The 26,412-nt window shown below is 74.8% G+C and carries 26 protein-coding genes; 13 read left to right on the plus strand and 13 right to left on the minus strand.

The window, feature by feature from the left end; translation table 11 throughout:
* Positions 1-214: 214 nt before the first annotated feature.
* A complete protein-coding gene (locus ACFRQN_RS16535; RefSeq protein WP_380740974.1) occupies positions 215-1,045 on the minus strand; it encodes an alpha/beta hydrolase in 831 nt (276 codons plus the stop codon).
* 99 nt (positions 1,046-1,144) lie between these two features.
* Positions 1,145-1,906, minus strand: coding sequence for an alpha/beta fold hydrolase (locus ACFRQN_RS16540; RefSeq protein ID WP_380740975.1), 762 nt, complete (start codon positions 1,904-1,906; stop codon positions 1,145-1,147).
* A 122-nt stretch (positions 1,907-2,028) separates the two neighbouring features.
* On the opposite strand from ACFRQN_RS16540, the gene ACFRQN_RS16545 reads away from it, so the two are divergent.
* Positions 2,029-2,562, plus strand: a complete 534-nt coding sequence (locus ACFRQN_RS16545; protein WP_074004160.1) for a SigE family RNA polymerase sigma factor — start codon at positions 2,029-2,031, stop codon at positions 2,560-2,562.
* A gap of 8 nt (positions 2,563-2,570) precedes the next feature.
* Positions 2,571-3,521, plus strand: a complete 951-nt coding sequence (locus ACFRQN_RS16550; RefSeq protein ID WP_380740976.1) for a hypothetical protein — start codon at positions 2,571-2,573, stop codon at positions 3,519-3,521.
* A gap of 59 nt (positions 3,522-3,580) precedes the next feature.
* Here ACFRQN_RS16550 and ACFRQN_RS16555 read toward each other — a convergent pair whose 3' ends face one another.
* Entirely contained in the window at positions 3,581-4,801 is a 1,221-nt protein-coding gene (locus ACFRQN_RS16555) for a glycosyltransferase (RefSeq protein ID WP_380740977.1), read from the minus strand.
* Between the two features lie 210 nt (positions 4,802-5,011).
* Here ACFRQN_RS16555 and ACFRQN_RS16560 point away from each other — a divergent pair, with 210 nt between their 5' ends.
* Positions 5,012-5,815: a nucleotidyltransferase family protein gene (locus ACFRQN_RS16560; protein WP_380740978.1), complete on the plus strand. Its 804-nt coding sequence runs from the start codon at positions 5,012-5,014 to the stop codon at positions 5,813-5,815.
* A 45-nt stretch (positions 5,816-5,860) separates the two neighbouring features.
* On the opposite strand, the gene ACFRQN_RS16565 is transcribed toward ACFRQN_RS16560, so the two are convergent.
* Positions 5,861-6,367 carry a hypothetical protein gene (locus tag ACFRQN_RS16565; protein WP_380740979.1) on the minus strand — a complete coding sequence of 169 codons (507 nt, stop codon included), beginning with the start codon at positions 6,365-6,367 and terminating at the stop codon, positions 5,861-5,863.
* 197 nt (positions 6,368-6,564) lie between these two features.
* On the opposite strand from ACFRQN_RS16565, the gene ACFRQN_RS16570 reads away from it, so the two are divergent.
* The 3 genes from ACFRQN_RS16570 to ACFRQN_RS16580 all read left to right on the plus strand — a co-directional run bounded on the left by ACFRQN_RS16570 (position 6,565) and on the right by ACFRQN_RS16580 (position 9,115).
* On the plus strand, positions 6,565-7,230 hold the full coding sequence (locus ACFRQN_RS16570) for a DedA family protein (RefSeq protein ID WP_049654396.1): 666 nt from the start codon (positions 6,565-6,567) through the stop codon (positions 7,228-7,230).
* Between the two features lie 86 nt (positions 7,231-7,316).
* Entirely contained in the window at positions 7,317-8,480 is a 1,164-nt protein-coding gene (locus ACFRQN_RS16575; protein WP_375874475.1) for a sensor histidine kinase, read from the plus strand.
* Entirely contained in the window at positions 8,471-9,115 is a 645-nt protein-coding gene (locus ACFRQN_RS16580) for a response regulator transcription factor (protein WP_117490718.1), read from the plus strand. The genes ACFRQN_RS16575 and ACFRQN_RS16580 overlap by 10 nt, the downstream gene beginning before the upstream one ends.
* Before the next feature lie 16 nt (positions 9,116-9,131).
* Here ACFRQN_RS16580 and ACFRQN_RS16585 read toward each other — a convergent pair whose 3' ends face one another.
* Together ACFRQN_RS16585 and ACFRQN_RS16590 are read right to left on the minus strand one after the other, a co-directional pair.
* Positions 9,132-10,958, minus strand: a complete 1,827-nt coding sequence (locus ACFRQN_RS16585) for an ABC transporter ATP-binding protein (RefSeq protein WP_380740987.1) — start codon at positions 10,956-10,958, stop codon at positions 9,132-9,134.
* 234 nt (positions 10,959-11,192) lie between these two features.
* Entirely contained in the window at positions 11,193-11,324 is a 132-nt protein-coding gene (locus ACFRQN_RS16590; RefSeq protein ID WP_255357445.1) for a hypothetical protein, read from the minus strand.
* A gap of 880 nt (positions 11,325-12,204) precedes the next feature.
* On the opposite strand from ACFRQN_RS16590, the gene ACFRQN_RS16595 reads away from it, so the two are divergent.
* From ACFRQN_RS16595 to ACFRQN_RS16615, 5 genes are all read left to right on the plus strand, one after another.
* Positions 12,205-15,144 (plus strand): nitrate- and nitrite sensing domain-containing protein, encoded by a 2,940-nt coding sequence (locus tag ACFRQN_RS16595; protein WP_380740980.1) that lies wholly within the window; start codon positions 12,205-12,207, stop codon positions 15,142-15,144.
* Positions 15,144-15,608 (plus strand): roadblock/LC7 domain-containing protein, encoded by a 465-nt coding sequence (locus ACFRQN_RS16600; RefSeq protein WP_049654463.1) that lies wholly within the window; start codon positions 15,144-15,146, stop codon positions 15,606-15,608. Before ACFRQN_RS16595 ends, ACFRQN_RS16600 begins: the two co-directional genes overlap by 1 nt.
* A 5-nt stretch (positions 15,609-15,613) precedes the next feature.
* The gene (locus ACFRQN_RS16605) at positions 15,614-16,201 is read left to right on the plus strand and encodes a DUF742 domain-containing protein (protein ID WP_380740981.1); all 588 of its coding nucleotides are present in this window, start codon (positions 15,614-15,616) and stop codon (positions 16,199-16,201) included.
* A 2-nt stretch (positions 16,202-16,203) separates the two neighbouring features.
* Positions 16,204-16,794, plus strand: a complete 591-nt coding sequence (locus ACFRQN_RS16610; protein WP_074004152.1) for an ATP/GTP-binding protein — start codon at positions 16,204-16,206, stop codon at positions 16,792-16,794.
* 140 nt (positions 16,795-16,934) lie between these two features.
* Entirely contained in the window at positions 16,935-18,068 is a 1,134-nt protein-coding gene (locus tag ACFRQN_RS16615) for an FAD-dependent monooxygenase (RefSeq protein ID WP_380740982.1), read from the plus strand.
* Between the two features lie 12 nt (positions 18,069-18,080).
* On the opposite strand, the gene ACFRQN_RS16620 is transcribed toward ACFRQN_RS16615, so the two are convergent.
* The 7 genes from ACFRQN_RS16620 to ACFRQN_RS16650 all read right to left on the minus strand — a co-directional run bounded on the left by ACFRQN_RS16620 (position 18,081) and on the right by ACFRQN_RS16650 (position 24,528).
* On the minus strand, positions 18,081-18,731 hold the full coding sequence (locus ACFRQN_RS16620) for a DUF4328 domain-containing protein (protein ID WP_380740983.1): 651 nt from the start codon (positions 18,729-18,731) through the stop codon (positions 18,081-18,083).
* 30 nt (positions 18,732-18,761) lie between these two features.
* Positions 18,762-19,970, minus strand: a complete 1,209-nt coding sequence (locus ACFRQN_RS16625; protein ID WP_380740984.1) for a transferase — start codon at positions 19,968-19,970, stop codon at positions 18,762-18,764.
* A 172-nt stretch (positions 19,971-20,142) separates the two neighbouring features.
* Positions 20,143-20,961, minus strand: a complete 819-nt coding sequence (locus tag ACFRQN_RS16630; RefSeq protein WP_049654454.1) for a serine hydrolase — start codon at positions 20,959-20,961, stop codon at positions 20,143-20,145.
* Between the two features lie 84 nt (positions 20,962-21,045).
* Positions 21,046-21,702 (minus strand): DUF1707 domain-containing protein, encoded by a 657-nt coding sequence (locus ACFRQN_RS16635; RefSeq protein ID WP_380740985.1) that lies wholly within the window; start codon positions 21,700-21,702, stop codon positions 21,046-21,048.
* Positions 21,703-21,829: 127 nt separating this feature from the next.
* A complete protein-coding gene (locus tag ACFRQN_RS16640) occupies positions 21,830-23,233 on the minus strand; it encodes a cytochrome P450 (RefSeq protein ID WP_380740986.1) in 1,404 nt (467 codons plus the stop codon).
* A 179-nt stretch (positions 23,234-23,412) separates the two neighbouring features.
* Positions 23,413-23,694, minus strand: a complete 282-nt coding sequence (locus ACFRQN_RS16645) for a hypothetical protein (RefSeq protein ID WP_049654447.1) — start codon at positions 23,692-23,694, stop codon at positions 23,413-23,415.
* Positions 23,695-23,922: 228 nt separating this feature from the next.
* Positions 23,923-24,528 (minus strand): TetR/AcrR family transcriptional regulator, encoded by a 606-nt coding sequence (locus ACFRQN_RS16650; protein ID WP_117490703.1) that lies wholly within the window; start codon positions 24,526-24,528, stop codon positions 23,923-23,925.
* 241 nt (positions 24,529-24,769) lie between these two features.
* Here ACFRQN_RS16650 and ACFRQN_RS16655 point away from each other — a divergent pair, with 241 nt between their 5' ends.
* Together ACFRQN_RS16655 and ACFRQN_RS16660 are read left to right on the plus strand one after the other, a co-directional pair.
* Complete coding sequence (locus ACFRQN_RS16655; RefSeq protein ID WP_380740988.1) at positions 24,770-25,918, plus strand: MFS transporter; 1,149 nt, start codon at positions 24,770-24,772, stop codon at positions 25,916-25,918.
* A 65-nt stretch (positions 25,919-25,983) separates the two neighbouring features.
* Positions 25,984-26,373: a nuclear transport factor 2 family protein gene (locus ACFRQN_RS16660; RefSeq protein WP_049655217.1), complete on the plus strand. Its 390-nt coding sequence runs from the start codon at positions 25,984-25,986 to the stop codon at positions 26,371-26,373.
* The last annotated feature ends 39 nt before the right edge of the window (positions 26,374-26,412 follow it).

Raw genomic sequence — 26,412 nt, forward strand, 5'->3', positions numbered from 1 at the left:
CGGTACGGCCGGCCTGCCTGAATGTCGGCCCCGGCGATTCCTCCGGAACCGTACTCCTATGGTTTGCGAAGTCCAGGGGGTACGGGGTGTTATGCCAAATCCACGAAGGGTGACCATCGGGCCGCTGAGCTGCAACAATCTGTTGAAGTCACGGCCCGTCGGGTTCGTTGCAGGGAGAAATCCTTTGCGAAGTTTTACTGACGGTTGGCATCGGCTATGCCGGGGCCGCGCTCACTCCCGCCCGGATCAGATGCCGCGCCAGGAACCGTTCCGACGACTCCAGTTCGGGCTCCGGCACCTCCAGGTGGCCCCCGGGGTTGGCGTGCAGCGTCTTCTCCCGCGAGCCCAGCGCGCCGAACAGCGCCAGCGCCCCCTCGCGCGGGACCAGCGCGTCGTCCCACTGGAGGAGGAACTCCACCGGCACGCCGACCCGCCCCGCCGCCTCCGCCTGCGACGCGTGCCCCGTCAGCCCGAACACCGCCACGGCGACGCGCGGTTCGGCCGCCGCCAGCGGGATGCCGATCGCGCTCCCCAGCGACAACCCCCAGTACCCGACCGGCCCGAGGCCCTCCGCCTGTCCGGGGTCCTCCACCCGACCGGGGCGCTCCGCCTGTCCGGGGCCCTCCGTCCGTCCGGTGCGCTCCGCCTCACCGCTCAGCGCGTCCAGCACCGCCACCCACTCCGGCACCGCCCGCTCCGCGAGCGCCGCCGTGTGCCGCGCCACCCAGGCGCTGACCGGCCGGCCCGCCGCGATCAACTCCCCGATCTCGGTGGCGAACCGCTCGTCCTGGGCGCTGCGCGTGCGCTCCCCGTGCCCCGGCGCGTCCAGCGCCACCGCCGCGAACCCGTGCCGCCGCACGCACCGCCGGGCCCGGTCCACCAGTCCCGGACCCAGCTTGTGCTGGCCACCGCCGTGCCCCAGCAGCACCAACGGCCGCCCGCCGAGGGGCGATCCGTCCGGCTGCCAGAGCACTCCGGGCGCGCCGTCGAGGGTGAAGTGGCGCTGCGTCACGCCGTCCGCGCTGGATTCCGTGGTGAAGTGCACCCCGTCATCATGGCTCCCGACACACGTTCGGGTCCGGCCTTTCCCTCGACGGGCTGCCCCGCGACGGGGTCACCGCCGTCGCCACCGCACGGCTCGCCGTTACCGCGCGGCCGGGCCGTCCTCGTGGAGGAAGGCGAGCAGCAGGGCGGTGGTCTCGGCCGGGCGCTCCAGGCTGGGGAGGTGGCCGGCCCAGCGGAGCTCCTGGTGGCGGGCGTCGGGGAGGAGGGCGGGGAGGGCGGCGGCGATGTCCCGGAAGTCCGGGAAGTCGTGGGCGCCGGACACGGCCAGGGTGGGGGCGGTGATCCGGCCGAGGTCGACGTCCTCGCGGTCGGAGCCGACCGTCGCCGTCATCTGGACGTCGAAGGCGTGGCGCTGCATCCGGCGGACGTGCGCGCGGGTCCGCTCGTCGGCCTCCGGGCCGAGCCAGGACTCGACGTTCAGCTCGACGGCCTCGTCGATCCGCCCGGCCTCGATCAGCTCGTCCTCGCGCCCGCCGAAGGCGCGCAGGGTGTCGCTGGGCTGGTGTCCGGGCATGCCCGCGCCGAGCAGGGCCAGCCTGGTGACCGCCTCGGGGCGCAGCGCGGCCGCCGTCAGGGCGATCCGGCCGCCGTAGGAGGCGCCGACCAGGGCGGCGGTCCCGATGCCCAGGTGGTCGAGCAGGGCCAGGACGTCCCCGGCGTCGCTGTACGGGGCGTCCGCGAGCGGCGTGTCGCCGAAGCCGCGGAAGTCGCAGCGGACCACCCGGTGTCCGGCGTCGACCAGCGGCTGCCACTGCGCGTCCCACATCCGCCGGTCGCACACCGAGGAGTGCAGCAGCACCACGGCGGGCCCACTGCCCGCTACGTCATGAGAAATGATCATTCGGCGGATCGTAGTGTCCCCGCCGCTGTTCCCCAAGCGATTTGAAGCCGCCGCGGCCGCGGGTAAGCGCTTTCGACCGCCCCCGGGCTCTGGACGGGTGAAGGAGGTGCTCGGAGGTGCTCATGGGAGAAGCGAAAGACGATCGGGACGACGGGTTCCAGGCGTTCATCGTCACGGTCTGGCCGCGCCTGGTACGGACGGCGTACCTGCTGGCCGGCGAGCAGTACGCGGCCGAGGACCTGGTGCAGTCGGCCGCCGAGAAGGCCTGCGCGGCCTGGTCGAAGGTGCGCCGGGCCGACGATCCGTACGCCTATGTGCGGCGGATCCTGGTCAACCAGCACGCCCGCCGCTGGCGCCGCCGGGCGCCGGAGCTGCTGGTGGACGCGGTGCCGGACGCGGCGGGGGTGGAGGACGGCTACGCCCGCTCCGACCAGCGCGGGGCCCTGCTGGCCGCGCTGGCCACCCTGCCGCCGCGCCAGCGCGAGGCGGTGGTGCTGCGGCACTGGGAGGACCTGAGCGACAGCCAGACGGCGGCCGCCATGGGGTGCTCGGTGGGCGCGGTGCGCAGCCACGCGGCGAAGGGCATCGCGCGGCTGCGGCAGGTCACGGCACTGGTGGGACTCAAGGACACGACGCACATCGGAGGAGCGGCATGAGGGGCGGCATGGACCGGGAACCGGACGGGGTGGGCGGGGACGACGGCACGGACCTGTGGGTGGGGCTCGGCCTCGCCGAGGCGGCGGCCGGCGCGCGGATCGGCCCGGCGCCGGTGACGGACATCCTGGCGGGGGGCCGCCGGCTGCGGCACCGCCGCCGTACGGTGGTCGGCGCGGCGGCGCTGGCCGCCGCGGTGGCGCTGACCGGCGGGGCGCTGGCGCAGCTGCGGCCGGGCCCGGCGCCCGCCCACGGGATCGGTCCGGCCGGCGTCGGCGCCGCGCCCGCGCCCACGCTCACGGTGGCGAACACCCCCGGGCTGGGCACCCCCCTCCCGCCGAACGGGACCGCCCCGGCCTTCCGCAACCCGCTGACCCCGGTCCGGGTGCTGCTCGGCCAGGGCCTGACCCCGGACGGCAAGCAGTGGCAGCTGTGGGAGGCGCTGTGGCCGGAGGCCCCCCGGGAGCGGGCGTTCGAGCAGGCGACGGCGGTGTGGGAGGAGCGCAGCAGGTACGACTCGGAGATCTCCAAGCCGACGGAGGAGTACGTCCAGCGGTACTGGCAGCCGGACTGCGACGTCACCAACGTCTACTTCACGGTGGACGGGGTGCGGCTCAGCCATGACTCCGACGGCGCCCAGGCGGCCCCGGGCAAGGTCGACCCGCGCAACCGGACCGTCTTCGGCGGCGGCCTGGTCGGCCACCGGGGCAAGGGCGACACCGTGGCCCCGCTGGACGTGGTGCTGCTCTCGATCGGACCGGACGTCGGCCGGGTGGTGGTGACCTGGGCGGACGGCAGCACCACGGAGCCGACGCCCGTCACCGTGGCCGACTCCCCGATCCGCGAGCTGGTGGTGGCCCGCCCGGGGACGATGCGGGCGAAGTCCTGGCAGTTCTTCGACAAGGACGGCAACAAGCTCCCGGACGCCGGTGCCAAGTACCTGACCGAACCGGCCTCCTGAGCCCGGGGCAGGAGCGGGACGTCGGCCGGGCCGACCTCCCGCTCCTTTCCTGTCCCCCTTCAGCCGAGCAGCAGCTTCGCGGCGGCCGTCGCGCCGTCCGTACGGACCCGGGCCGAGAGGGCGGCGGCCCGCTCCCGGGTGGCGGGGGCGAGGGCCCGGCGCAGGGCGGCGGCGAGGGACGCGGTGGTCGGGGTCGGGCCGTCGTGGGCGGCGCCGATGCCCAACTCCGCCACCCGCGCGGCCCAGTACGGCTGGTCCACCATCTGCGGGACCAGCACCTGGGGCACCCCGGCCCGGGCGGCCGTGGTGGTGGTGCCCGCGCCGCCGTGGTGGACGACGGCGGCCACCTTCGGGAACAGCGCCTGCTGGTTGACCTCGCCGACCGCGAAGCAGTCCTCGGCCCCGTCCACCTCCGCCAGTCGGGCCCAGCCGCGGCCGAGCAGCACCCGGCGGCCCTGCGCCCGGACCGCCTCGACGGCGACCCGGGCGGCGCCCGCCGGGTCTCGCAGCGGCATGCTGCCGAAGCCGACGTACACCGGCGCCTCGCCGGCCGCCAGGAAGGCCGACAGGTCGGCGGGCAGCGGGCGTTCGTCCGGCAGGATCCACGCGCCGGTCTGCACCGCCTCGGGCCAGGCCGCGTCCGCCTCGGCGGGCCGCGGCCACGGGTCGAGCAGCGGGTCGGTGGCCAGCCACGGGCGGCCGGTGAGGACGTGGTCCCGGACGTTGTCGACCTCGGGCAGTCCGACCGCCGCCCGGCGGGAGTTGACCGCGTCGCCGAACAGCGCGTTCATCGTCCCGATGTTGAGCTCCCACAGCTCCCGGGGGTCGGTCGCCTCCGGCGGGTAGGGCAGCATCGGGTACTCGAACGGCCGGTGGTGCGGGGAGGGCAGCACGGTCGGCTGGAGGGCCACGTACACGAAGCGGGCGCCCAGCTGCTCGGCCGCCGCCTGTGCGCCGGCCGCCGCCGGGAACAGCCCGGTGGCCAGCACCGCGCCGCCCGGCTCGGCCGCCCCGAGCACCGCCGCGTGGAACCGCTCGACCAGCCGGGCGGCGCGCGCGGGCAGCTCCCCGGGCTTCGGCGGCGGCCCGCTGACCAGCGCGCGCACCGACTGACCGACCGGCACCGGCTCGACTCCGGCCTCGGCCAGCCGCGCCGAGAACTCCTCGTCCGGCGGCGCGCAGACCCGCACCTCGGCGCCGAGTTCCCTCAGCCGCACCGCCAGCGCGGCCATCGGCTCGACGTCCCCGCGCGACCCGTACGTCGACAACACCACTCGCACTTCGTGACTCCCCGTTTCGCGGATCTGCTTCCGTGCTTCGCGGACCTGCGTCCTCGAAGCGGTGATTCTGCGTCACCACCGGGGCCTTGCGGCAAGGCCCCCCGTGCGCTGTACGTTGAGAGTGGCGAGGAGTGGGTACGCCTCCGCGGACGCCAGCACCGCACCGGAAATTCCCGGGCGGACACCGCTTCTCCTGCCAGAATCTCCTTCATGCGCGCGATCATCGAGGACATGGCCGGTCAACTCGCCCGTGTGCCGGGCGTGGTGGGAGTGATGCTCGGCGGGAGCCGGGCACGGGGCGAGGAGCGGCCGGAGTCGGACTGGGACCTCGGGGTGTACTACCGGGGCGGCCCCGACCTCGACGCGCTGCGGGCGCTCGCCGGGCCGGAGACCGAGGTGGCCGGCCCGGGCGGCTGGGGCCCGTGGGTCAACGGCGGGGCGTGGCTGCGGGTCGACGGCGTCGCCGTGGACTGGATCCTGCGGGACCTCGACCGGGTCGGACGGGTGTGGGCGGACTGCCGCGCGGGCCGCTACGAGGTGGGGACGCAGGCCGGCCACCCGCTCGGCTTCTGGTCGCCCTGCTACCCGGGCGAGGTCGCCCTCGGGCAGCCGTTGGCCGACCCCACCGGGGAGTTGACGCGGCTCAAGCGGCAGACCACCGACTACCCGGAGCCGCTGCGCGGGGCCCTCACCGCGGCCACCTGGGAGGCCGGCTTCCTGCTCGACACCGCCGCGAAGAGCGCCGTCCGCGCCGACGCCCTGCACGTCTCGCTCTGCCTGTCGCACGCCGTCGGCATCCTGGTCCAGGCCCTGTTCGCCCACCACCGCCGCTGGTGCCTGAACGAGAAGGGCGCGCTGGCCGTAGCCGGTCGACTGCCGGACGCCCCACCGTACTTCGGCCGGCGCGCGCACGGCCTGCTCGCCGAGCCCGGCGGGTCGGCGGCGGAGCTGACGGCCACCGTCGCCCGGGCGCGGGAGCTGACCAGGGAGACCGTGGCCGCACTGAACCGCTGAGCCGCCGAACGACTGATCGCCAACCGCCCGGCGGGCGAGGCGCGTTCAGCCCCGGTGCCAGGAGGCGGCGTTCCGGTGGTCGGCCGCCGACGCCACCTCGACGGCCGCCGCCCTCATCTCCCGCTCCCAGTCCCGCGTCACCTCGACCGGCCACGTGTCGACGCAGCCCGGGCAGCAGACCTGGTCGACCAGCTCCGCGAGCCGCCGCTCCGCCCCGGTCGTGCGCTCGTCGATCCGGGACCAGAGCGCGGCGACGGCCTCAACCGGCGTGATCTCCCCGGACACCAGCCGGGCCGCGGTGTGGTGCAGGAGGCTGCGCTGGACGAAGCCGTCGTCCGGCACCGGCAGGCCCAGCTCCGCCATCGCCTGCCACAGCAGCTCCGTCAGCTCGACCGGGGGCTCGCCCCGGCCCGGCCGCCCCGCGAGGTCGCAGAGCGCGGGCGAGTCCCCGCCGATGCCCGCCGCCAGCAGCCCGGCGGCGGCCATCGGCAGGTCCTCGGGGAAGACCAGTCCGGCGGAATACTGCCAGGCCAGGGTGAATGCGTCGTCCATGGCGCCATCCTGACAAAGCGACCACGCCAGCCGCCACCGGATTCTCCGCCCCTGCGGAAAACCACAGGGTGCGGCGGTGCGGAAAACCACAGGGCGTCCGCCGGAAACCCGCATACCGGCGCTGACCTGCGGTTCCTAGCGTGGAGGGCAGAGCCGGGCGCACCAGGCGCCGGCACCGCGACCACCCTGGAGCCCGCATGCCGCACACCGTCCTCGCCATCGCCCAACAGCCCGCCGACGGCTTCGCCGGCTGGGCGGCCGACCTGGTCGACACCCTGGGCGGCCCCGGGGCCGGCCTGGCGATCGCGCTGGAGAACCTGTTCCCGCCGCTGCCCAGCGAGGTGATCCTGCCGCTGACGGGCTTCGCCGCCGGGCAGGGCGTGATCAGCCTCGCCTCCGCGCTGACCTGGACGACCCTCGGCTCGGTCGCCGGGGCCGTCGTCCTCTACTGGCTGGGCGCCCTGTTCGGCCGGGAGCGGATGCACGCGATCTGGGCCCGGCTGCCGCTGGTCAAGGCCTCCGACCTGGAGCGCACCGAGGCCTGGTTCGCCCGGCACGGGACGAAGGCGGTGCTGCTGGGCCGGATGGTGCCGATCTTCCGCAGCCTGATCTCCGTTCCGGCCGGGGTCGAGCGGATGCCGCTGCCCGCGTTCGTCATGCTGACCACGATCGGCAGCCTGGTGTGGAACAGCGTGCTGGTGATGGCCGGGTTCCTGCTCGGGGACCGCTGGGACACGGTGGAGACGTACGTCGGCCTCTTCTCCAAGGCGGTCCTGGTGGTGGTCGCGGTGGCCGTGGCCGGGTACGTCGTGATGCGCTGGCGCGGGCGCAACAGCGCCGCCCAGCACCGCCGCGCCCGGTGACCGGCCCGGCCGGACCCACCGGCCCCGATGGCCCCGAAGGCCCCACCGCCCCCGCAGGCCCGGCCCGCCCCGTAAGCTCGGACCCCGTGCAGGGGGATGCAGCGGACACCACGTCATGGCCGCGCCGGGCCACCGGAGTTCTGCTCGGCTGCCCGAGCGCCGCGCTCTCCGCGCTGTACCTCCTCCTCGCGGCCGTCGTCCTCGGCCCGTTCCTGCTCTGGCCGCGCACCCGCCCGTACGCGGTGCCGGGCCTGCTGTCCGGGGTGCGCCGGCTGGCCGCCCTGGAGCGGGCCCGGCGCAGCGCCTTCTTCGGCGACCGCTTCCCCCGCCACTACCGGGCGGACGACCGCCGGGTGCTGCGCTACCTGGCGGTGCGCAGCGGCGGCGGGCTGGTCGCCGGGGTGGTGCTGGGGCTGCTGGGCTTCGGGCTGGCGCTGGCCGTCCTGCTGGTCGGCGGGGTGCTGCGCGGCTCGCTGGGCTGGGAGGAGCTGGCGACCCAGGTGCTGCTCGGCGGGGTGCTGCTCTTCCTGGCCGTGCAGGGCCTGTTCTCGCTGGCCGCGCTGGACGCCCGGACCGCCCGGGAGTGCTTCGGGCCGTCCGAGGCCGAGCTGCTGCGCCGCCGGATCACCGAACTCGCCGACAGCCGGGCCGCGGTGGTGCAGGCCGTGGACGCCGAGCGGCGGCGGATCGAGCGGGATCTGCACGACGGCGTGCAGCAGCGGGTGGTCGCGCTGGCGATGCTGATCGGCCGGGCTCGGCGCGGCCTGGACCGCCACCAGGACCCGGAGCGGACGGAGGCGCTGCTGCGCCAGGCGCACCGGGAGGCGCAGGGGGTGCTGACCGAGCTGCGCGAGGTGGCCTGGCGGGCGTACCCGTCGGCGCTGGACACCCTGGGCCTGGAGGAGGCGCTGGGCGGGGTGGCCGAGCGGTGCGCCGTCCCGCTGCGGCTCCGCTACGAGGTGGCCGGCCCGCTGCCCGAACCCGTCCGGACCGCGGCCTACTTCGTGGTGTCGGAGTGCGTCACCAACGCGGCCAAGCACTCCGCCGCCTCGGCCGTCTCGGCCCTGGTCGAGCGGACCGCCGGCGTGCTCACCGTACGGGTCGAGGACGACGGCACCGGCGGCGCGGACCCGGCGGGCAGCGGCCTGACCGGCCTGCGCGGGCGGGTCGCCGCGCTGGACGGTACCCTCCACGTCCACAGCCCCGCCGGGGGCCCGACCGTCATCACCGCGGAGCTGCCATGCGCGTGACCCTCGCCGAGGACTCGACCCTGCTGCGGGAGGGCCTGGTCCGGCTGCTCGCCGAGGAGGGGCACGAGGTGCTGGCCGCGGTCGGCGACGCGACGGCGCTGACGGCGGCGGTGGCGGAACGGCCGCCGGACGTCGTGGTGGTGGACATCCGGATGCCGCCGACCCACACCGACGAGGGGCTGCGGGCGGCGGTGGAGATCCGCGAGCGCTGGCCGGAGGTGGGCGTGCTGGTGCTCTCCCAGCACATCGAACGCGGGTACGCGGCCCGGCTGCTGGACGCGGGCGCGGAGCGGGTCGGCTACCTACTGAAGGACCGGGTGGCGGAGGTCGACGAGTTCCTGGACGCCCTGGTGCGGGTCGCGGCGGGCGGCGCGGTGATCGACCCGGAGGTGGTGCGCCAACTGGTGGTGCGCACCACCCGCACCGACCCGCTGGCCCGGCTCACCCCGCGTGAGCGCAGCGTCCTGGAGGCGCTCGCCCAGGGCTGGACCAACGCCGCCATCGCGCAGCGGCTGCACGTCTCGATGAGCGCGGTGGAGAAGAACCTCAACGCCGTCTTCGACAAGCTGGACCTGCCCCGCACCACCGACTACAACCGCCGCATCCTGGCCGTCCTGCACTACCTCGGCGCGTAGCCTCCGCGCCGTCGGCTCAGGGCTTCCGCGGCTCCCGGCCGCGCAGCGCGTCGACCGGGCTGGCGTCCGGGCGGCTGTCCGGACCGGCGGCCGGCCCGGCGGTGTCCGGCGGCCGGAGGGTGAGGACGCGGTCGGCGAGGGGCAGCAGCGCCCGGTCGTGGGTGATCAGGACGGTGGTGCGCCCGGTCATCAGGCGGCGCAGCGCGGGGACGAACTGCTCGACGGTGTGCGGGTCCAGCCCGGTGGTGGGTTCGTCCAGGACCAGCACGGGGGTGTCCCGCAGGAAGGCGCGGGCGATGGCGACGCGCTGGCTCTGGCCGCCGGAGAGCTGGAAGCCGTCGGCGCCGATCACCGTGCGGTAGCCGTCCGGGAGCGCGGTGACGAAGTCGTGGGCGCCGGCGTTGCGGGCGGCGCGTTCGATGGCGGCGGGCGGGGCGTCGGGGCGGCCGTAGGCGATGTTGTCGGCGATGGTCGCGCGGAACAGCGGGGCCTGCTGGGGCAGCAGGGTGACGGCCTGGCGCAGCGAGGCGAGGGTGAGGTCGCGCAGGTCCTGGCCGTCGAGGCGGACGGTGCCGGCCTGCGGGTCGAGGAAGCGGACGAGGAGCTTGGCGAGGGTGGACTTGCCGCTGCCGCTGGGCCCGACGAGGGCCAGGGTCTCACCGGGGAGCAGGTCGAGGTCCAGGTCGGTGAGGACGGGCGGCCCGGGGGTCCCGGTGGCGCCGGGGTAGCCGGCCCGGACGCCCTGGAGGGTGACCCGGCCCTGGACCGGGCCGGTGTCGCGGGCGGTGGGGCGTTCGCGCACCGGGCTGGTGAGGTCGTGCAGTTCCAGGACGCGTTCGCCCGAGGCGCAGGCCGTGCCGGCCAGCGGGACGAGGGCGGCGAGCTGCTGGGCGGGCTCGAACAGCTGGGCCATGAAGGCGGCGAAGGCGAGCAGGCCGCCGAGGCTGAGCTGCCCGTGGATGACCTCCAGCGCGCCGACGCCCACCACCGTGAGCCCGGCCAGCAGTTGCAGCACGCCGAGGAAGGGCTGGTAGAGGTCGGCGACCCGGGCGGCGGAGAGTTCGGCGTCGAGCAGGGCCTTGCCCTCCCGGTGGACCCGTTCGACCTCGCGGTTCTCCTGGCCGCAGGTCCGGGTGACGGTGGCGTTGCGCAGGGACTCCTCCAGCAGCGCGGTGACGCCGCCCGCGCGGCGCTGGACCTGCCGTTCCCGGCGCCGGATGCGGCGCCCGAACAGGCTGGTGGAGAGGACGAACAGCGGGGCGGCCAGCAGCGCGGCCACGGTGAGCGGCCAGCTCAGGTAGAAGGCGGCTCCGGTGAACAGCAGCAGGCTGACCGCGGCCACGGCGCCCTCGACCAGTCCGGTGGCCACCATCTGCTCGATCTCGGCGATGTCGAAGGTGAGCCGTGCCACCAGGTCGCCGCGCCAGCGGGTCTCCAGGGTGTCGGGCGGCAGGGTGTGCAGGTGGGCGAGGGTGTCGGTGCGCAGCCGCAGCATGTAGCGCTCGGCGGTCCTGGTGCTGGTGTAGGTGCCGCCGTAGGTGAACAGCGCGGCGGCCACGGACGCGCCGAGCATGAGGGCGGCGAGCAGCCAGAAGTCGGCGAAGTGCCGGGGCACCAGGACGTCGTCGATCAGGTCCTTGAACAGCCAGACGGAGACGACCTCGCCGAAGGCGCCGAGGACGAGCAGGACCGCGCTCACCGGGAGCCAGCGCACGTCGGGGCGCACCCACGGCCAGAACCGGCGCATCAGCTCCCGCAGCGGGACGACGGGCGGGTCCGTCACCGGCCCCGGGTCGTCGTCGTCCCGCGCCGCCCGGTCGCCCGGGGGCGTCACTTCGCGCATGGCCACGACCCGTTGCTCTCGGAGACGTCGTTCCGGTGTCCGGAAACGACCTTTCGGGGTCCGGATCCGCCGTTTCCGAGGTGGGGACCCGTCATCCGGGGCCCCGTCGTCCGGGCCCCGTCATTCGGGACGCGTCACCCTCCGCGTGGCGGCGGTGCCGGCCCCAGGGTGAGGGGCCGGCGGTGGTACCGCCGGCCCCTGTGATGGCGCTAGTCGGGACTGTTGTGCGCAGTCCTAGCCGAAATCACCGTCACCACATGCCGAAACGGCGACGGTGGTTTCCACGACGGTTGCGGCCACGATCACGATCACGCCCACGACCACGGTCACGGTCACGGCCGTAACCACCGCCTCTGTCTCCTCCACGGCCGAAGTAACTCATCACGGCTTCTCTCTCTCGTTGCGTCGGCGCTCCTGGCGCCCGCCGAGACCTGCACCGGCGGCGCGGTCCCGGGGACCTGGAGGCCGTTGCCCGTGGTCGGACCGTTCCGGCGGCCTGTCGGCGACGCCCGGTCCGATCCGTCCCACTCCTCCAGTATCCGCCCACCGAGCGTGTTCGCAGCTCCAGAGCCGTACGGACTTCGCGACGACCGGCCGCCACCGTGGAGGGTGTCCCGCCCGTCACGTTCGGCGACTCCCGGTACGTCATCGGAACGGCGGCTCCCACGGAGGGCGTCCGCGGCCGTGTGCCGGGTAGGCTGACCGTGGTACGCGAGTCCTCAGAGAACCTGACAAATGGGTCCGATGGCCGCCCTCCACGCCCTCCCCCTCGCCGGACGGGCCGCCACGCGACCGGAGGGGCGGATCCGGGCCGGGCGGTGACCCGGCGGGCGTGCCGAGCGGGTCCCGGCGGGGCGTCACACAGTTTTCACACCCCGGCCATCCGTCGGCCGCGCGTCTCGTTGACACTGTGTCGGGCGAGTCCGGAAGGGCCTGCTCCGCATACGGACGGTCAACGAATGAATGACATTGTGTCCGCTCCGTGTGCAAGCACAGCCCAGGCAGCGAACGGGTTTTCACTCTAATCACACGGTATGACTAGTATCGCTTCGTCAAAAAACCGTGCCCGGACGGCCCTCCCCCTCACCGGCCGGCCGCCAGCCCCAAGGAGTCAGCTCTGCGCGCGCGTGCGAATCGGCGGCCCCCGACGCCGAAGGGCCCCCGCAGGCGTCCACGCCTGTCCCTGCGGACGGCGCTGCTCGTCCTGGCCGTCGTCCCCAGCATCGCCCTGGTCGCCCTCTGGGCCGTGACCAGCGGTGAGACCATCGCCGACTTCCAGCGGCTGGCCGACCAGGCCACCATCGCCCAGAAGGCCGGCCAACCGTCCAACATCGTCTACTACAACCTCCAGGAGGAGCGCCGGCTCAGCGCCGAGGCGCTCGCCCGGCCCGGCTCCAACGCCGACCAGCTGCGCCACCAGCGCCAGCTGACCGACGACGCGGTGCGGCAGTTCCAGACCCTCTCCGGCGCGACCGCCGACAACGCCCCCGGCGAGATCCGGTCCGCCGTCGTCGAGGCCCGCCAGGCCATGGGCAAGCTGGCCGAGCAGCGCTCCGCCATCGACCGCGGCACCACCGACCAGCAGAGCGTCTTCGCCTACTACACCGACCTGATCAGCGTCGACCTGCGGCTGTTCACCGCGCTCAGCCGCGTCGACACCGGCGAGGTCACCTGGCTGTCCAAGACCCTGGTCAACTCCTTCTGGGCCAAGGAGATGCTCTCCCGCGAGGACGCCGTCCTGGCCCGCGGCTGGCCCACCGGGCGACTGTCGGCCACCGACTACCAGCAGGTCCAGCAGCTGATCGGCGCGCAGGACCACCTGCTCAACGTCCAGGTCCTGCCGTACATCCCGGACGCCGAGGCACCGGCCTGGCACGAGCTGGTCAACAGCCCGTCCTGGCAGGCCAAGGCCGCCGTCGAGCAGGCCCTGCTCAAGCCCACCGCCGCCGACGCCAACGGCACCGTCAGGCTCCCGGCGACCCAGGACCAGTGGCGCCAGGCCCTCGACGGGCTCAACCCGCCGCTGGTCAAGGCGATCGAGGACCGCACCAACGGCATCATCGAGGTCGCCAAGAGCGCCATCGTCGGCATGCTCACCCGGGTCGTGCTGACCACCGTCGTCGGGCTGATCACGGTCGTCGCGGTGATCATCGCTTCCTGGCGGCTCAGCCGCTCGCTGCGCCGCCGCATCAAGGACCTGCACACCCAGGCCGAGGAGATGCAGCGCACCCTGCCCGAGGTGGTCGACCGCCTCGGCCGCGGCGAGCAGGTGGACGTCGAGGCCGAGACCCGCACCATCACGGACGGCCCCCACGGCAACGGCACCGACGAGCTGGCCCGGCTCGGCCAGGCGCTCAACCTGGCCCGCTCCGCCGCCCTGGAGTCCGCCGTCGGCCAGGCCGAGCAGCACCGCGGCTTCGAGCGGCTGCTCCAGCGCATCGCCCGCCGCACCCAGCTGCTGATCGGCCGCCAGCTGCGCAAGCTGGACGAGCTGGAGCGCAAGCACGACGACCCGGAGGTCCTGGAGGGCCTCTTCGACCTCGACCACCTCACCGCCCGCCTGCGCCGCTACGAGGAGAACCTCGTCATCATGGCCGGCGGCCAGCCGCAGCGGCGCTGGCGCAAGCCCGTCCCGCTGCTGGACGTGCTGCGCGCCGCGCAGGGCGAGGTGCAGGACTACCGGCGGATCTCGATCGACATCGAGGGCGACCCCTGGCTCTCGGAGCGGGCCGTCGGCCCGGTGGCGCACGTGCTCGCCGAGCTGATGGAGAACGCCACCACCTTCTCCAAGCCGCCCACGCCGGTCGAGGTGCGGGCCGCCGTGGTCGGCCGCGGGCTCGCGATCGAGATCGAGGACCGGGGCCTCGGCATGGACCCGGAGCAGTACGACGCGGCCAACGAGCTGATGAGCCGCCCGCCGCGCACCGACGTGCTGGCCCGGGCCGACGACATCCGCCTCGGCTTCCACGTGGTCTCCCGGCTAGCCGCCCTGCACGGGCTGCGGATCGAGTTCCGCCCGTCCGCCTTCGGCGGCACCCGGGCGGTCGTGCTCGTCCCCGACGAGCTGGTCCTGGAGGGCGACACCGGGCTGCCGGACGGCGCCGGCGGCACGGCCACCGAGCCGATCCCGCTGGTGCGCCGCTCGCGCCGGGCCGTCCGCTCGGCCTCCGACGAGACGCCCGTCCCGGTGCCGGCCGGTCCGCCGGTCGCGCCGGTGGACTCCTTCACGCAGGGCGACCACGCCCCGCAGGCGGCCCCGGTGCCGCTGCCCCCGGCGGAGGCCGGGACGTGGCCGGGACCGGACGCGGGACCGGCGGCGGGGTGGGGCGCGGCACCGGAGGCCACGCTCCAGGAGGTCCCGCTGCCCGCGGCCCCGTTCCAGCCGGCGGTCGTCCAGCCGCTGCCGTCGGACCCGGACGCCCCGGCCGACCCGGCCGTCCTCCCGGCGGCTCCGTTCGAGGCGGAGTGGCCCGAGCAGCCGTACCAGGCCGAGCAGCCGTTCCAGGCCGGGCAGGCGTACCCGGCGGAGCAGCCGTACCCGTCCGGGCAGCCCTTCGGATCGGAGCCGTCGTACGACGCTGAACCGTCCACCGGCCCCGTGCCGTCGTACGGAGTGGAGCAGCCCGCCACGGCTGCCCGGCCCGACCACCAGCCGGAGCAGCCGATCGAGCACACCTCCCCGGCCGACCCGGCGCCCGCCCAGGACGCCCCGGCCTACCCGGACATCGCCTACGCCCGGGTCACCGAGGCCGAGGCCCCGTACGCCGACGAGCAGTACCGCCCGGCCGACCACTACCGGCTGGCCGAGCGGCGCCAGCCCCGCGAGTACCGGACCTCGGTGCCGTTCAGCCCGGCCCAGGCCGGCCAGCCCCCGCTGCCGCAGCGCGTCCGGCAGGCCAGCCTGGCGGCCGAGCTGCGGGTGCCCCCGCCGGCCCAGCCGCAGTGGGTCGAGCGGCCCGCCGCGGACACCCCGCCCGCGGGACCGTTCCAGCGCACCGAGCGCCCGGTACGGCGCTCGGGTGCGGCGATCGGCGCCTTCCAGCGGCAGTCCCGCGCCGCCCGGGCCCAGGACAGCGGCGAGCACCGCCTGCCCGCCACCCCGCCGGAGCCCTCCCCCGCCCCCGCGCCCGCCCCCTGGGCCCTTCCGGCCGCGGACCCCCGAACCACACGAACGGATGAGCAGTGATGAACCGCACGATCGCCACCCACCAGGACCTGGACTGGCTGCTGGACGGACTCGTCGACTCGGTGCCCGGGACCAGGAACGCCGTCCTCCTCTCCGACGACGGTCTCGTGGTCAGCCACTCCCGCACCATCGAGCGGGCCGACGCCGAACGCCTGGCCGCCGTCGCCACCGGCCAGCAGAGCCTGGCCCGCGGGGTCGGGGCGCTGTTCGACGGCGGCCCGGTGCACCAGGTGATCGTCGAGCTCGCCGAGTGCTGGCTGTTCGTCATCGCCGCCGCCCAGGGCACCCACCTGGCCGTGGTCGCCTCCCAGGAGGTGGACGCCGAGGTGATGTCCGTCGCGATGCACACCCTGGTGCAGCAGGTCGGCCAGAAGCTCACCACCCCGGTCCGCCACGAGGAGGCCCCCGGCGCCCCCGCCGCCCCGGCCTCCTTCGACGCCTTCGCCGCCCGGAACCGGGGCTGACCAGGGTGGAACCGTACGGGAACGACGCCTGGGGGGACGGCCGCGACGACGGCCGGCAGGCCGACCCGCGACCCGGTCCGGCCTCCGGTTCGCAGCCCGGCCCGCCGTCCGGCTCTCCGTCCGGCCCGCCCTCGGGCCGGCAGTCCGGCTGGGACGACTCCTGGCGGCGCGGCACCGTGCCGCACTGGAGCGAGCTGGAGGACGACGCGGAGGAGGAGACGGGCAGCATGGTGCGCCCGTACACGATCACCCGCGGCCGGACCGCGCCCGAGCGCGACGACCTCACCCTCATCACCGTGCTCACCACGGTCGAGGAGGAGGCCGACGCCGCCCTGGCACGGGGCAGCCGCGCCGGTGCCCGCGGCCTCCAGCCCGAGCACCGGCTGATCCTCGAACGCTGCCGGCGCCCGATCGCCGTCGCCGAGGTGTCGGCGGGCCTGGACCTCCCGGTCTCGGTCACCAAGATCCTGCTGGGCGACCTGGTCGCCCAGGGCCTGCTGAAGGCCCGGGCGCCGCTGTCGGTGGCCCGGGCCGCCGGCGGCGTGGACCTCGGCCTGCTCACGGCCGTACGCGAAGGACTCCGGAGACTCTGAACATGGCAACCCCCCACTCCGCCACCGACGCCCCCGCCGCCCCGGCCGCCGTCAAGATCCTGATCGCGGGCGGCTTCGGCGTGGGAAAGACCACCCTGGTCGGCTCGGTCAGCGAGGTCGCCCCGCTGCGCACCGAGGAGTACCTGACCCGGGCCAGCGTCGGCGTCGACGACCTGGCCGGCGTCGACCAGAAGACCACCACCACCGTCGCCCTCGACTTCGGCCGGATCACGGTCAGCCCCGAGCTGGTCGTCTACCTGTTCGGCACACCCGGCCAGGAGCGCTTCTGGTTCATGTGGAACGACCTGGTCAACGGCGCCCTCGGCGGGATCGTCATCGCCGACACCCGCCGGCTGGAGACCAGCTTCGCCTCCATCGACTTCTTCGAGAGCCGGGGCATCCCGTTCGTGGTCGCGATCAACTGCTTCCACAACACCAACACCCGCACCCCCGACGAGATCCGGGCCGCGCTCGACCTCGACCCGCAGGTGCCGATGCTGCTCGGGGACGTGCGCGAGCGCGCCTTCGGGCGGGACCTGCTGCTCGCCCTGGTCGACCACCTGATGGAGCTCGCCGCCACACCCGTCGGCTGAACCGGCCCCGGCCGGACCGGCATCCCGGCCGACCCTTCGCCTCGACCGCCGTGCCCGCTCGGCCGGACCGGCTCCGGCCGGGCCCCGCACCGCCCCCGCACCCCCGCACCTCCTGTGAACTTCCTTTCGGAGCCCCCCTCATGAACAGACCCCTGCGCGTCCTCGTCAACGGCGGCGGCATCGGCGGCCTCACCCTCGCGACCGCCCTCGCCGAGCGCGGCCACCAGGTCGACGTCGCCGAGCTGCGCGAGCAGTTGGAGGCCCTCGGCGTCGGCATCATCCAGCCGTCCAACGCCCTGCACGTGATGCGCGAGATCGGCGTCCTGGACGACTGCCTCGCCGCCGGCTTCGAGTGGGAGGTGCTGACCATCTGCGACCCGGCCGGCGCCACCCTCGCGAAGATCCCGCAGCCCCGGATGGGCGACGCCCCCTCCAACAACGGCATCCCGCGCCCCGCGCTGGCCCGCGTCCTCGCCGACGCCGCCGTCAAGGCGGGCGCCACCCTCCGCTTCGGCACCACCATCGGCACCCTGCGCGAGGACGCCCACGGCATCGAGGCCGCCCTCACCGACGGGCAGGTCGCCCGCTACGACCTGGTCGTCGGCTTCGACGGCATCGGCTCGCCGCTGCGCCGCCACCTGTACGGCGAGAAGTACGCCCCCGAGTACACCGGCTTCGCCAACTGGCGTGTGACCGTCCCGCGTTCGCCCGAGGTGCGGGGCGTGGTGATGTCCTCCGGCAACCTGAACGCGAAGGCGCTGCTCACCCCGATCAGCGCGGAGCAGATGTACCTGGGCTCGGTCTTCGCCGAGGCCGAGGACTTCCGCCCCGACCCGGAACGCGCCCACGAGCAGCTGCGCGAGCGGCTGGCCGGCTTCGGCGGCCCGATCGCCGAGGCGCTGGCGCAGATCACCGACCCGGCCGCCGTGGTCTACTCGCGGATCTCCCAGGTCACCGTCGAGGAGCCCTGGCACGTCGGCCGGATCGTCCTGGCCGGCGACGCCGCCCACGCCTCCACCCCGCACCTCGCCCAGGGCGCCGCGATGGCCGTCGAGGACGCGCTCGTGCTCGCCCAGAGCCTGGACGCGGAGGACACCGTCCCGGCCGCCCTCACCGCCTGGGAGGCCCGCCGCCGCCCGCGCGCCATGTGGGTCCAGGCCCTGTCCCGGGCCGTCCTCAAGCAGGAGACGGGCACCGCGACCACGCCGGAGGAGGACGAGCTGCTCAAGGTCGGCATCCCCGGCGCGGCGCACGTCCTCGTGCAGCCGTACTGACGGCCCGCGGATTCAGCGGCGCGCTTCGGCGCGCCGCTGGGTCTGCCAGGTACTGACGCGGTGGATGGTGTGGACGATGATCGCTCCGGCGACCACGTCGAGCACCGCGCTGGTGGTGGACAGGGTCACGAGCCGGCGCAGGTCGTCGACCGTGTCGAACTCGTCCTTGAGCAGGTTCGTGTACCCGTTGCCCACGTAGGTTCCGACCAGCAGCGCTCCCCACCACACGGCGAGCCGCGCCCGGGGAGCCGGCCGCCCGGGCGCACTCGCCTTCCAGACGTCCGAGACGACCTGGTACGGCACCCAGAGGTTCGCCACCGGGGTGATCCAGCCCGCGAGCACCCAGGCCCGCGCCCGGCGCTGGCTGCCCGGGCCGCCCAGCGCCTCGGCGTTGAGCCGGGCCCGCCACATCCACACGGCGAACACCGCGTAGACCGGGACGAGCAACAGGAACCACCGCGGCCCCCTGACGGAGTCCCAGAAGTCGGCGGCCGCCGTGAACTCCGCCTCCGTCGCCCTGCCCGCGAGGGCGTCCTGGACGACCAGGTAGACGCGCCAGTCGGCCGCGGCGAGCAGTATGTCCCCCGCCACCATCGCGAGGATCAGCAGCGACGCCGCGGCACCCCATCCGACCACGGCCCTGTGCTGCTTCGACCTGTCCATGCTTCCCCCTCTTCCTGTCGGGTCACCGATTCACCACAGACCGGCCAGCTGCAGCACCCGGTAGCCGAGCCAGCCCGGCAGGGTCAGCGCGACGGCCAACCCCACGCCCGTCAAGTCCGCCTTCCTCGTCGCGAGTTGGGCTCGCCAGGTCATCGTCCGCCGGGGCCGCCACCCGGTGGCCGCCAGGGCCGTCCGGATGGCGTGGGCCAGGTGCACCGTGGGCGTCTGCGGCGTGGTGAGGCCCACCCGCTCCATCCACGCCCACGGTCCCTTGCGTTCCACCACCGGGAACACCCGGGGCGTCCAGTGGCCGTCGAAGGCGATCACGGCGCCGATCCAGTGCTCACCCGTGACCGCCTCCCTCGGCAGCACCGGGGTGGGCAGGCCCTCGTTCAACTGGTCGGCCAGCTCGGACAGTCCGCGCGGGGCCAGCAGGACGAGCTTCCCCGGCGGCTGGGTGGCCCGCGCCTCGCCGATCTCCCAGCGCAGCCCCTCGCCCTTCCCCAGGCGCAGGACGATCAGCTGGGACAGGTCCATCAGCCGCCGCACGGTGCCCTGCCAGTCGTCGAGCGGCAGGTAGAACCGGGCCGCGCCCAGGAGGGGCAGGGGTTCCCCCGGCCGCCCCACCGCGATCACCGGTCCGACGGCGCCCAGCGCGGCGGCGAACTGCTCCTCCCGGCTGTGGAGGTTGATCTCCGCCCCGTCGTCCACCCGGGCGGCGGTCGCGTCGTCGTCGAAGCTGCGCAGGTAGAGCACCGGCCTGCGCCCGTCCCGCAACAGGGCCTGGGCCGCCCCGCGGGCGGCGAGCGGGCGGGTGCGGCGCAGGATCAGCAGTCCCGCCGCCCCGGCCGCCACTCCGCCGACCAGCACCCCGAACGACACCGTCAGGCCCATGCCCTCGCCCCGCTCCGAGACGGCGACGGCAGCGGTGCCGCCCCCGAACAGCAGGTACCCGGCGCCGTTGGCGATCCGGACGGCCCGCCGCCACCGTGGCTGTCGCGCGCCGAAGCGGTCGACGAGCCCGACGAGTTCGGCGACCCCGGACCGGCGCCGGTGCCGCAGCCACAGGGCGGGCCCGAGCAGTGCCAGGGCGATCGCCCCGCACCAGAGCGCACCGGCCCTGCTGGCCTCGACATCCACCCCCATGCCGACGTTGACCAGCAGGTGCAACGCCACGTAGGCGGCCACGACCGCAGTCGCCGTGATCCACCGGGCGAACATCCGTAGACGGGACGACATTCTCAGCCCACCCCCGACCGCTTGAGCAGGACGCCTCAATCGGATACCGCAACCGACCGATCATCATGCGCGCACGATCGGTTACGGTTTGGCGCCGAACACCAGAACGGGGGCGGTCCGAAGCCCGACGGGGAGCGTGGCGAACGCACCGGCCACGCGGGGCCGGTACGGATCAACCCGCCGAGCGGAGCGGCGCAGGACCGGCCGAGGGCACCGGACGGGCCACCGGCGCCGGGCGGCTGATCTGGTCCCGGCGGTCCCACACCGCCTTGGAGACGCGGGCGAGCAGGCGGGCCGCCGGGTCGGTGCGGTCCGTGCCGTCGGCGAGCGGGCCGGTGTAGCAGACGGCGATCAGGTAGGGCGGGCAGTCGGCCGGCTGGACGAGGCCGACGCCGAGCCGGGCGCCGGGGACCCAGCCGTTCTTGAAGGCGATCCGGGTGTTGGAGGGGAGGCCGGCGGCCAGGTCCACCCGGAACTCGTTGCACTCGAGGAGGGCGAGGAGTTCGGGCTCCCCGGCGAGCGAGCGCAGCAGCCGGACCAGGTCGCGGGCCGTCACCCGGTTGTGCACGCCCTGGGCGCGCGCCGCGTAGTCCTCGATCCCGCGCGGGGTGGAGCTGTGGGTGGCACCGGCGCGGCGCCACACCTCGGTGACGGCCTGCTGGGTGGTGCGGGCCAGGCAGATGTTGGTGGCCAGGTTGGAGGAGTGGGTGATCATCCGCTCGGCGAGCAGCCGGAGCGGCACGTGGGTGCCGACCAGTTCCCAGGGCAGCGGATCGCTGTCCCAGTCCGGGTCGTTGCCGAACTCGCCGCCCACGACGGACTCGAAGCGGTTCACCACCGGCACCTCGGCGTCGAGGTTCGCCCCGCCACGGCAGAGCGCGGCGAGCACCGCGACCTTCATCGTGCTGGCGGCGTCGTGAAGTTCGTCCGGATTGTGGACGAACACCGGCTCCGCTTTTCCCGCCCAGGGGGCGACCACCACAGAGAGCATGGAGGAAGGGTAGGGGAGGTCGGGGCCGGAGCTCGACGGTTGCGGCGTACGACACGAAACCGCCTCCGCCGCCATGACGGACCGTCAGTCGCCGGGCGGCAGGGCCAGGGGCTTCCTGAGCAGCCACTGTCCGGCCGTCCGCCGGGGCCGGCGCACGACCACGCGGCCGTGGCGCTTCCTGCCGACCAGTTCGATCCGCAGCGTGACCGGCGCACCGTGGTCCTGAGCCCGGCGGTTCCTGATCCGGCTGAACTCCAGGGCCAGGCCGTCGGCGTCGACCACGATGCCCGGCCCGGTGATCAGGGTCAGGGTCTTGCCCTCCATGTCCAGGTCGATCTGCAGGGTGTCCTGCGTGATCACCGCCTCGGTGAAGTCGAGCGTCACGTCGCACCACTCCACGAAGAGCTCCAGGCGGCGCGGCACCACCCAGCGCCCCTCCCGCCTGACCCGGCTCCACCGCTGGTCGACCGTCAGGACGTCCTTGACCTCCGCCACCACCCCGCCGGGGGCGAGCGAGACGGGCGGCAGGTCGGTGGTGAGTCCGGCCAGGTCGCCGATCGTCCGCGCGGACAGGGCGGCCTCCAGGCGCTCGTCCAGCTCCTCCGAGGTCAGCCGGCCGTCGCCCGCCGCGATGCGCAGCAGCTCGGCCACCCGGTCCCGGTCGGCGTGGGAGGCCCGCATCGCGGACTCCTGGCCGCGGGCGGCCTGCTGCCCTGCGGCGGGCACGATCTCTCCCGGCATACTTCCCGTCCTGAACTCGGCGTTGGTCTTCGCGCGTTGGGGTCAGCGGCGCGGACAGGAACTCACGATATATCGCGATAGGGTTTCCCGCCAGACCGGTTCCGCGGGGCCGTTCAGCGGGGCCCGTTCAGCGGGCGGGCTCGCCCGCCGCGGCCCGCGGCTCGACCAGCATGCGGATGTCGTCGGCGGCCCAGAGCACGAACCGCTCGACCGGGACCACCCGGTGGCCCGGCTCCGGCCGGAAGCGCAGCCGCTTGAGCAGCACGGCCAGCAGCACCTGGGCCTCCACCACGGCCAGGCCCTCCCCCTCGCAGGCGCGCGGCCCCAGTCCGAACGGGATCCAGGCCAGCCGGGGCCGCCCCGCCGACTCCTCGGGGGTGAACCGCTCGGGCCGGAACCGCTCCGGCTCGGGCCAGTACGCGGGGTTCAGGTGGACGGCCCGGATCGGGAGGAAGACCACCGCCCCGGCGGGGACGACGTACCCGCCGACGGCCAGCGGCCCGGTGGTCAGCCGGGCGCCGTAGGGGCCGGGCGGGTACCGGCGCAGGGACTCGCGCAGGACCATCCCCAGGTACGGCAGCCGGCGCAGGTCGGCGTGGTCGGGCACCGGGCGGTCGCCGAGGACGCGGTCGAGCTCCTCGGTGACGCGCGCGGCCGCCGCCGGGTGGGCGGCGAGCAGGTGCAGGGTCCAGGAGACGGCGACGCCCGTGGTGTGGTGGGCGGCCAGCATCACCGCGAGGACGGTGTCGCGGATCCGCGCGGGGCTCTCCCCGGCCTCGACGAGGGCGCCGATCAGGTCGCTGCGGTCCCCACCGCTGCCGCCCCCACCGCTGCCGCCCCCGCCGCTCCGGCCGCCGGGGTGGCCCCGGTGGTGCGCGGCGATCACCCGGTCGACCGTCGCCCGCAGTCGGGCGAGCGCCCGGGCGGCCCGTTCGGCGCGCTGCTCCGGGGGCTGCTCGGACGGCACCCGGTAGAGGCGCTCCAACTGGTCGGTGAGCACCGCCTCGAAGGCCTCGACCACACCCTCCGGGTCCTCGGTCCCCCCGTCGGGGTCCTCCGTCCCGCCGTCCAGGGCGTAGCCGCAGATCATCCGGAGCGAGAGCCCGGTGAGTTCCCGCTGGAGCTCGACGGCCTGACCGGCGGGCAGGGCGGCCCAGCGGTCGGCGAGCCCGGTCGCCAGGGCGGTGAAGCGGGCGAAGTGCCGTTCGTGCGACGGCCGTCCGGCGAGGACGGTGAGCAGCAGCCGGCGCCACGGGCCGTGCTCCCCGGCCGGGAGCACCTGGAGGTTGCCCGCCTCGAACAGCGGGTCCAGGAACGAGAACAGCCCCGGCGGGCGCTCGTCGAGGTGGGCCACGGCCTCCAGCAGCACCGGGTCGGCGATCGACACCGCGGTCTCGGCCCCCGGCAGTTGGAACCGCACGACGGGCCCGTACTCGGCGTGCAGCCACAGCTGGTAGTCGTGCAACCCGCCCGCCCGCGCGATGGCGCCCACCCCGCCGTCCGCTCTCGGCTCGGGACCGGGGATCTGCATCGGACCTCCTGGGGTGTCTTCCGGGGATCGTTCCGCGGTGCCTTTGTACGAACCGGGGCCTTCCCGTGCCACGGGACGGCTGGGGCGGTGTTCCGTACGGAGCACCGCCCCGGCCCCTTTCCGTCGCGCGGCCGGCGGGCCGGCGCCAGTTGACGACGCACCTCAGTTGACGAAGTGCCTCAGTTGACGAAGTAGCTGAACCCGACCGTCGCCGCGGTCATCCCGGCTGCCACCTCCCGCGTCACCGTCCCCTGACAGTTCGGCGCGGAATACACGTCGACCGTCACGTTCGTGAGGTTCTCGACGACCACCGGCGACACGGTCGGGTAGCACCCCCGCGCCGGATTCTGGTGCGTCACACCGTTCACCACCAGAACCCCCGTAGCCGCCTGTGCGGGCACGGCGAGTGCGAGCACTCCGGCGGCGGCCAGCATCCCGACCGCGGCAATCCGACGACGCATGACTGTTCTCCCTTCCGAGGGCGCACATCGGTTACGGCACCCTTCCGGGCCATGAATTCCCCCACCGCCCTGTCCATGTCAGAAATCCCGCCGCAAATCCCCCGAACCGAGGACAATGCCCGACGCGGCATTCGCCCGCGGTCCGCCGGGAGTGGAAAGTCGGACCCGCCGACTTTCCGCGTCCTTCCACGCTCTTCCGCAAAGGACGGGACGACCGCATGGCGGGGGTCACGACTGCTCGGGGAGCCCGCTTCCGGCGGTCGGCAGCGCCCGGACGGCGTCGGCGATCTCGGCGCGCAGCCCGTCGAGGGTGTGGTCGGGGCCGAGGATCATGCGGCGGAGCTGGGGCATGGCGAGGCTCCAGCCGACCATGCCGAGCGTGAGGAACAGCCGCGCGCGGGCCTCGTCGCCGTCACCGCCGCTGTCGCCGTCGTCGCCGCTGCCCGCCGGCCGCGCCGCCCGGATCTTGTCCTGGTAGTGGCGGGTCCGGTCCGCTTCCCCCGGAACGGGCTGGTCGCCGAGCTCGAGGGCCTCCCAGAGCAGCAGCCGCAGGGCCTCCGGGTGGTCGCGGTGGTAGTCGAAGAGCCGCTCGGCGTACGCCGCCAGGTCCTCGTCGCCGGGCGGGACGGCCTGGGCGAGGTCGGCCATGAGGCGCTCCAGGACGGCGGCGAAGAGCCTGTTCTTGTCGCCGAAGTAGTCGTAGATCGCCCGCTTGTTGGCCTGGGCCTGGGCGGCGATGCGGTCCACGCGGGCGCCGGCCACGCCGTACGCGGCGAATTCGGTGGCCGCCGCCGTGAGGATCCGCTCTTTGGTTGCCGTCGAGTCGTACGCCATGGGCCGATGGTAACGAACCGGTTCGTTTGACGATCCCGCGACGGTCTGGCACGCTCACGGCGAGCATTCGAACCATCTAGTTCGTTCGGTTGGAGTCATGATGCCCCGGATCGATCCGGCTGTCCTGCCCGAGCCCGAGCCACCCGCGGCCCCCGCGCCACCCGGGCCCACGCCGCCCGCGACGCTGCCACCGGAACCCGTATCCCGGCCCGCCGCCGAGGGCCGGCGGCTGCCCCTGGTGATGGCGCTGGCCTGCGGCGTCAGCGTGGCCAACGTCTACTTCCCGCAGGCCCTCACCCCGCTCGTCGCCGACGGCCTCGGCATCGCACCGGGCACCGCGGCGAACCTCGCCACGGTCACCCAACTCGGCTACGCCGCAGGGATCTTCCTGCTGGTCCCGCTCGGCGACCGGCTCCCCCGCCGCCCGCTGATCACCGTGCTCCTGGTCGTGACGGCCTGCGCGCTGCTGGCCGCCGGGCTCGCCCCGGCCGCCGGCCCGCTGGTCGCGGCCGGCGCGGTCGTCGGCCTCGCCACGGTGGTCCCCCAGCTGCTCATCCCGCTGGCCGCCGGCCTGGTCGCACCCGACCGGCGCGGCGCCGTGATCGGCACCCTCCAGGGCGGCCTGATCGGCGGCATCCTGCTGGCCCGCACCTTCGGCGGCGTCCTCGGCGAACAACTCGGCTGGCGCGCCCCCTACCTGGCCGCCGCCGCCCTCACCGCGCTGCTCGCCCTCGCCCTCGGCCTGGCCCTGCCCGCCACCCCGCCCGCCGTCCGCGACCGGTACCCGGCCCTGCTCGCCGACACCGTCCGGCTGCTGCGCACCGAACCCACCCTGCGCCGCTCCGCACTCGGCCAGGCCGCGCTCTTCGGCGGCTTCAGCGCCACCTGGACCGCGCTCGCCCTGCTGCTGACCGGCCCGTCCTACCGGCTCGGCGCCCAGGCCCTCGGCCTGCTGGCCCTGATCGGGGCGGCGAGCATGTTCTGCGCCCCGGCCGCCGGCCGCCGGGTCGACCGGCACGGCCCGGACCGGGTCAACGCCTGGTGCACCGGCGCCACCCTCGCCGCGGCCGCGGTACTCGCCGCCGGCGGCACCGGCGGCGCGACGGGCCTCGTCGCACTGGCCGCCGGCCTCCTGCTGCTGGACCTGGCCGTGCAGTGCGGCCAGGTCGCCAACCAGGCCCGGATCTTCGCACTGCGCCCGGAGGCCCGCAGCCGGCTCAACACCGCCTACATGACCTGCTCGTTCCTCGGCGGCAGCGCCGGCTCCTGGCTCGGCATCCGCCTCCACGCCCAGCTCGGCTGGCCGGGGGTGTGCGGCCTCGTCGCGCTCACCGCGGCCGCCGCCCTGGCCGCCCTGCGGACCGGGGTCAGGGCCGGGGCCGGTCGCTGAGCCGCTTCCAACCGCTTCCACCAAACCACCACGTCACCGTGTCACCACATCCCGAAGGAGTTCCCATGACGTTCCCGGCCATGCCGCCCGCCGTCCTCCAGTTCTTCCGCGCCTCCCAGGAGGGCGACGCCGACGCCTGGGCGGGGTCCTTCGCCGAGGACGGCGTCTTCCACGACCCGGTCGGCGCGCCGCCGATCACCGGCCGCCCCGCGATCCACGCCTTCATCTCCTCCGTCCTGCCCGGCTTCCGCCCCTTCCTCGGGCTGACGCCGCTGGAGGCGCACACCGTCGGCAGCCACGTCGCCGTCTCCTGGCGGGGCGCGGCCGTGGCCCTGGACGGCAAACCGGTCAACTGGTCCGGCATCAACGTCTACGAGCTGGACGACACCGGCCTCATCCGCGAGGCCCGGGCGTACTTCAACAGCGCCGTCTTCCAGGCCCAGCTCACCGGCTGACCGTCCGGGGCGGGGCGGAGAGGCGGCCCCCCCCCCGAA

It is taken from the genome of Kitasatospora sp. NPDC056800 (genome assembly GCF_042789775.1).
Taxonomy (GTDB): domain Bacteria; phylum Actinomycetota; class Actinomycetes; order Streptomycetales; family Streptomycetaceae; genus Kitasatospora.

Excerpts from the sequence above, each read along its gene's own strand:
- ACFRQN_RS16540 (WP_380740975.1), bottom strand. The coding sequence starts at position 1,906 with ATGATCATTTCTCATGACGTAGCGGGCAGTGGGCCCGCCGTGGTGCTG.
- ACFRQN_RS16545 (WP_074004160.1), top strand. The coding sequence starts at position 2,029 with ATGGGAGAAGCGAAAGACGATCGGGACGACGGGTTCCAGGCGTTCATC.
- ACFRQN_RS16550 (WP_380740976.1), top strand. The coding sequence starts at position 2,571 with ATGGACCGGGAACCGGACGGGGTGGGCGGGGACGACGGCACGGACCTG.
- ACFRQN_RS16560 (WP_380740978.1), top strand. The coding sequence starts at position 5,012 with ATGCGCGCGATCATCGAGGACATGGCCGGTCAACTCGCCCGTGTGCCG.
- ACFRQN_RS16565 (WP_380740979.1), bottom strand. The coding sequence starts at position 6,367 with ATGGACGACGCATTCACCCTGGCCTGGCAGTATTCCGCCGGACTGGTC.
- ACFRQN_RS16570 (WP_049654396.1), top strand. The coding sequence starts at position 6,565 with ATGCCGCACACCGTCCTCGCCATCGCCCAACAGCCCGCCGACGGCTTC.
- ACFRQN_RS16580 (WP_117490718.1), top strand. The coding sequence starts at position 8,471 with ATGCGCGTGACCCTCGCCGAGGACTCGACCCTGCTGCGGGAGGGCCTG.
- ACFRQN_RS16585 (WP_380740987.1), bottom strand. The coding sequence starts at position 10,958 with ATGCGCGAAGTGACGCCCCCGGGCGACCGGGCGGCGCGGGACGACGAC.
- ACFRQN_RS16600 (WP_049654463.1), top strand. The coding sequence starts at position 15,144 with ATGAACCGCACGATCGCCACCCACCAGGACCTGGACTGGCTGCTGGAC.
- ACFRQN_RS16610 (WP_074004152.1), top strand. The coding sequence starts at position 16,204 with ATGGCAACCCCCCACTCCGCCACCGACGCCCCCGCCGCCCCGGCCGCC.
- ACFRQN_RS16615 (WP_380740982.1), top strand. The coding sequence starts at position 16,935 with ATGAACAGACCCCTGCGCGTCCTCGTCAACGGCGGCGGCATCGGCGGC.
- ACFRQN_RS16620 (WP_380740983.1), bottom strand. The coding sequence starts at position 18,731 with ATGGACAGGTCGAAGCAGCACAGGGCCGTGGTCGGATGGGGTGCCGCG.
- ACFRQN_RS16625 (WP_380740984.1), bottom strand. The coding sequence starts at position 19,970 with ATGTCGTCCCGTCTACGGATGTTCGCCCGGTGGATCACGGCGACTGCG.
- ACFRQN_RS16630 (WP_049654454.1), bottom strand. The coding sequence starts at position 20,961 with ATGCTCTCTGTGGTGGTCGCCCCCTGGGCGGGAAAAGCGGAGCCGGTG.
- ACFRQN_RS16635 (WP_380740985.1), bottom strand. The coding sequence starts at position 21,702 with ATGCCGGGAGAGATCGTGCCCGCCGCAGGGCAGCAGGCCGCCCGCGGC.
- ACFRQN_RS16640 (WP_380740986.1), bottom strand. The coding sequence starts at position 23,233 with ATGCAGATCCCCGGTCCCGAGCCGAGAGCGGACGGCGGGGTGGGCGCC.
- ACFRQN_RS16645 (WP_049654447.1), bottom strand. The coding sequence starts at position 23,694 with ATGCGTCGTCGGATTGCCGCGGTCGGGATGCTGGCCGCCGCCGGAGTG.
- ACFRQN_RS16650 (WP_117490703.1), bottom strand. The coding sequence starts at position 24,528 with ATGGCGTACGACTCGACGGCAACCAAAGAGCGGATCCTCACGGCGGCG.
- ACFRQN_RS16655 (WP_380740988.1), top strand. The coding sequence starts at position 24,770 with ATGGCGCTGGCCTGCGGCGTCAGCGTGGCCAACGTCTACTTCCCGCAG.
- ACFRQN_RS16660 (WP_049655217.1), top strand. The coding sequence starts at position 25,984 with ATGACGTTCCCGGCCATGCCGCCCGCCGTCCTCCAGTTCTTCCGCGCC.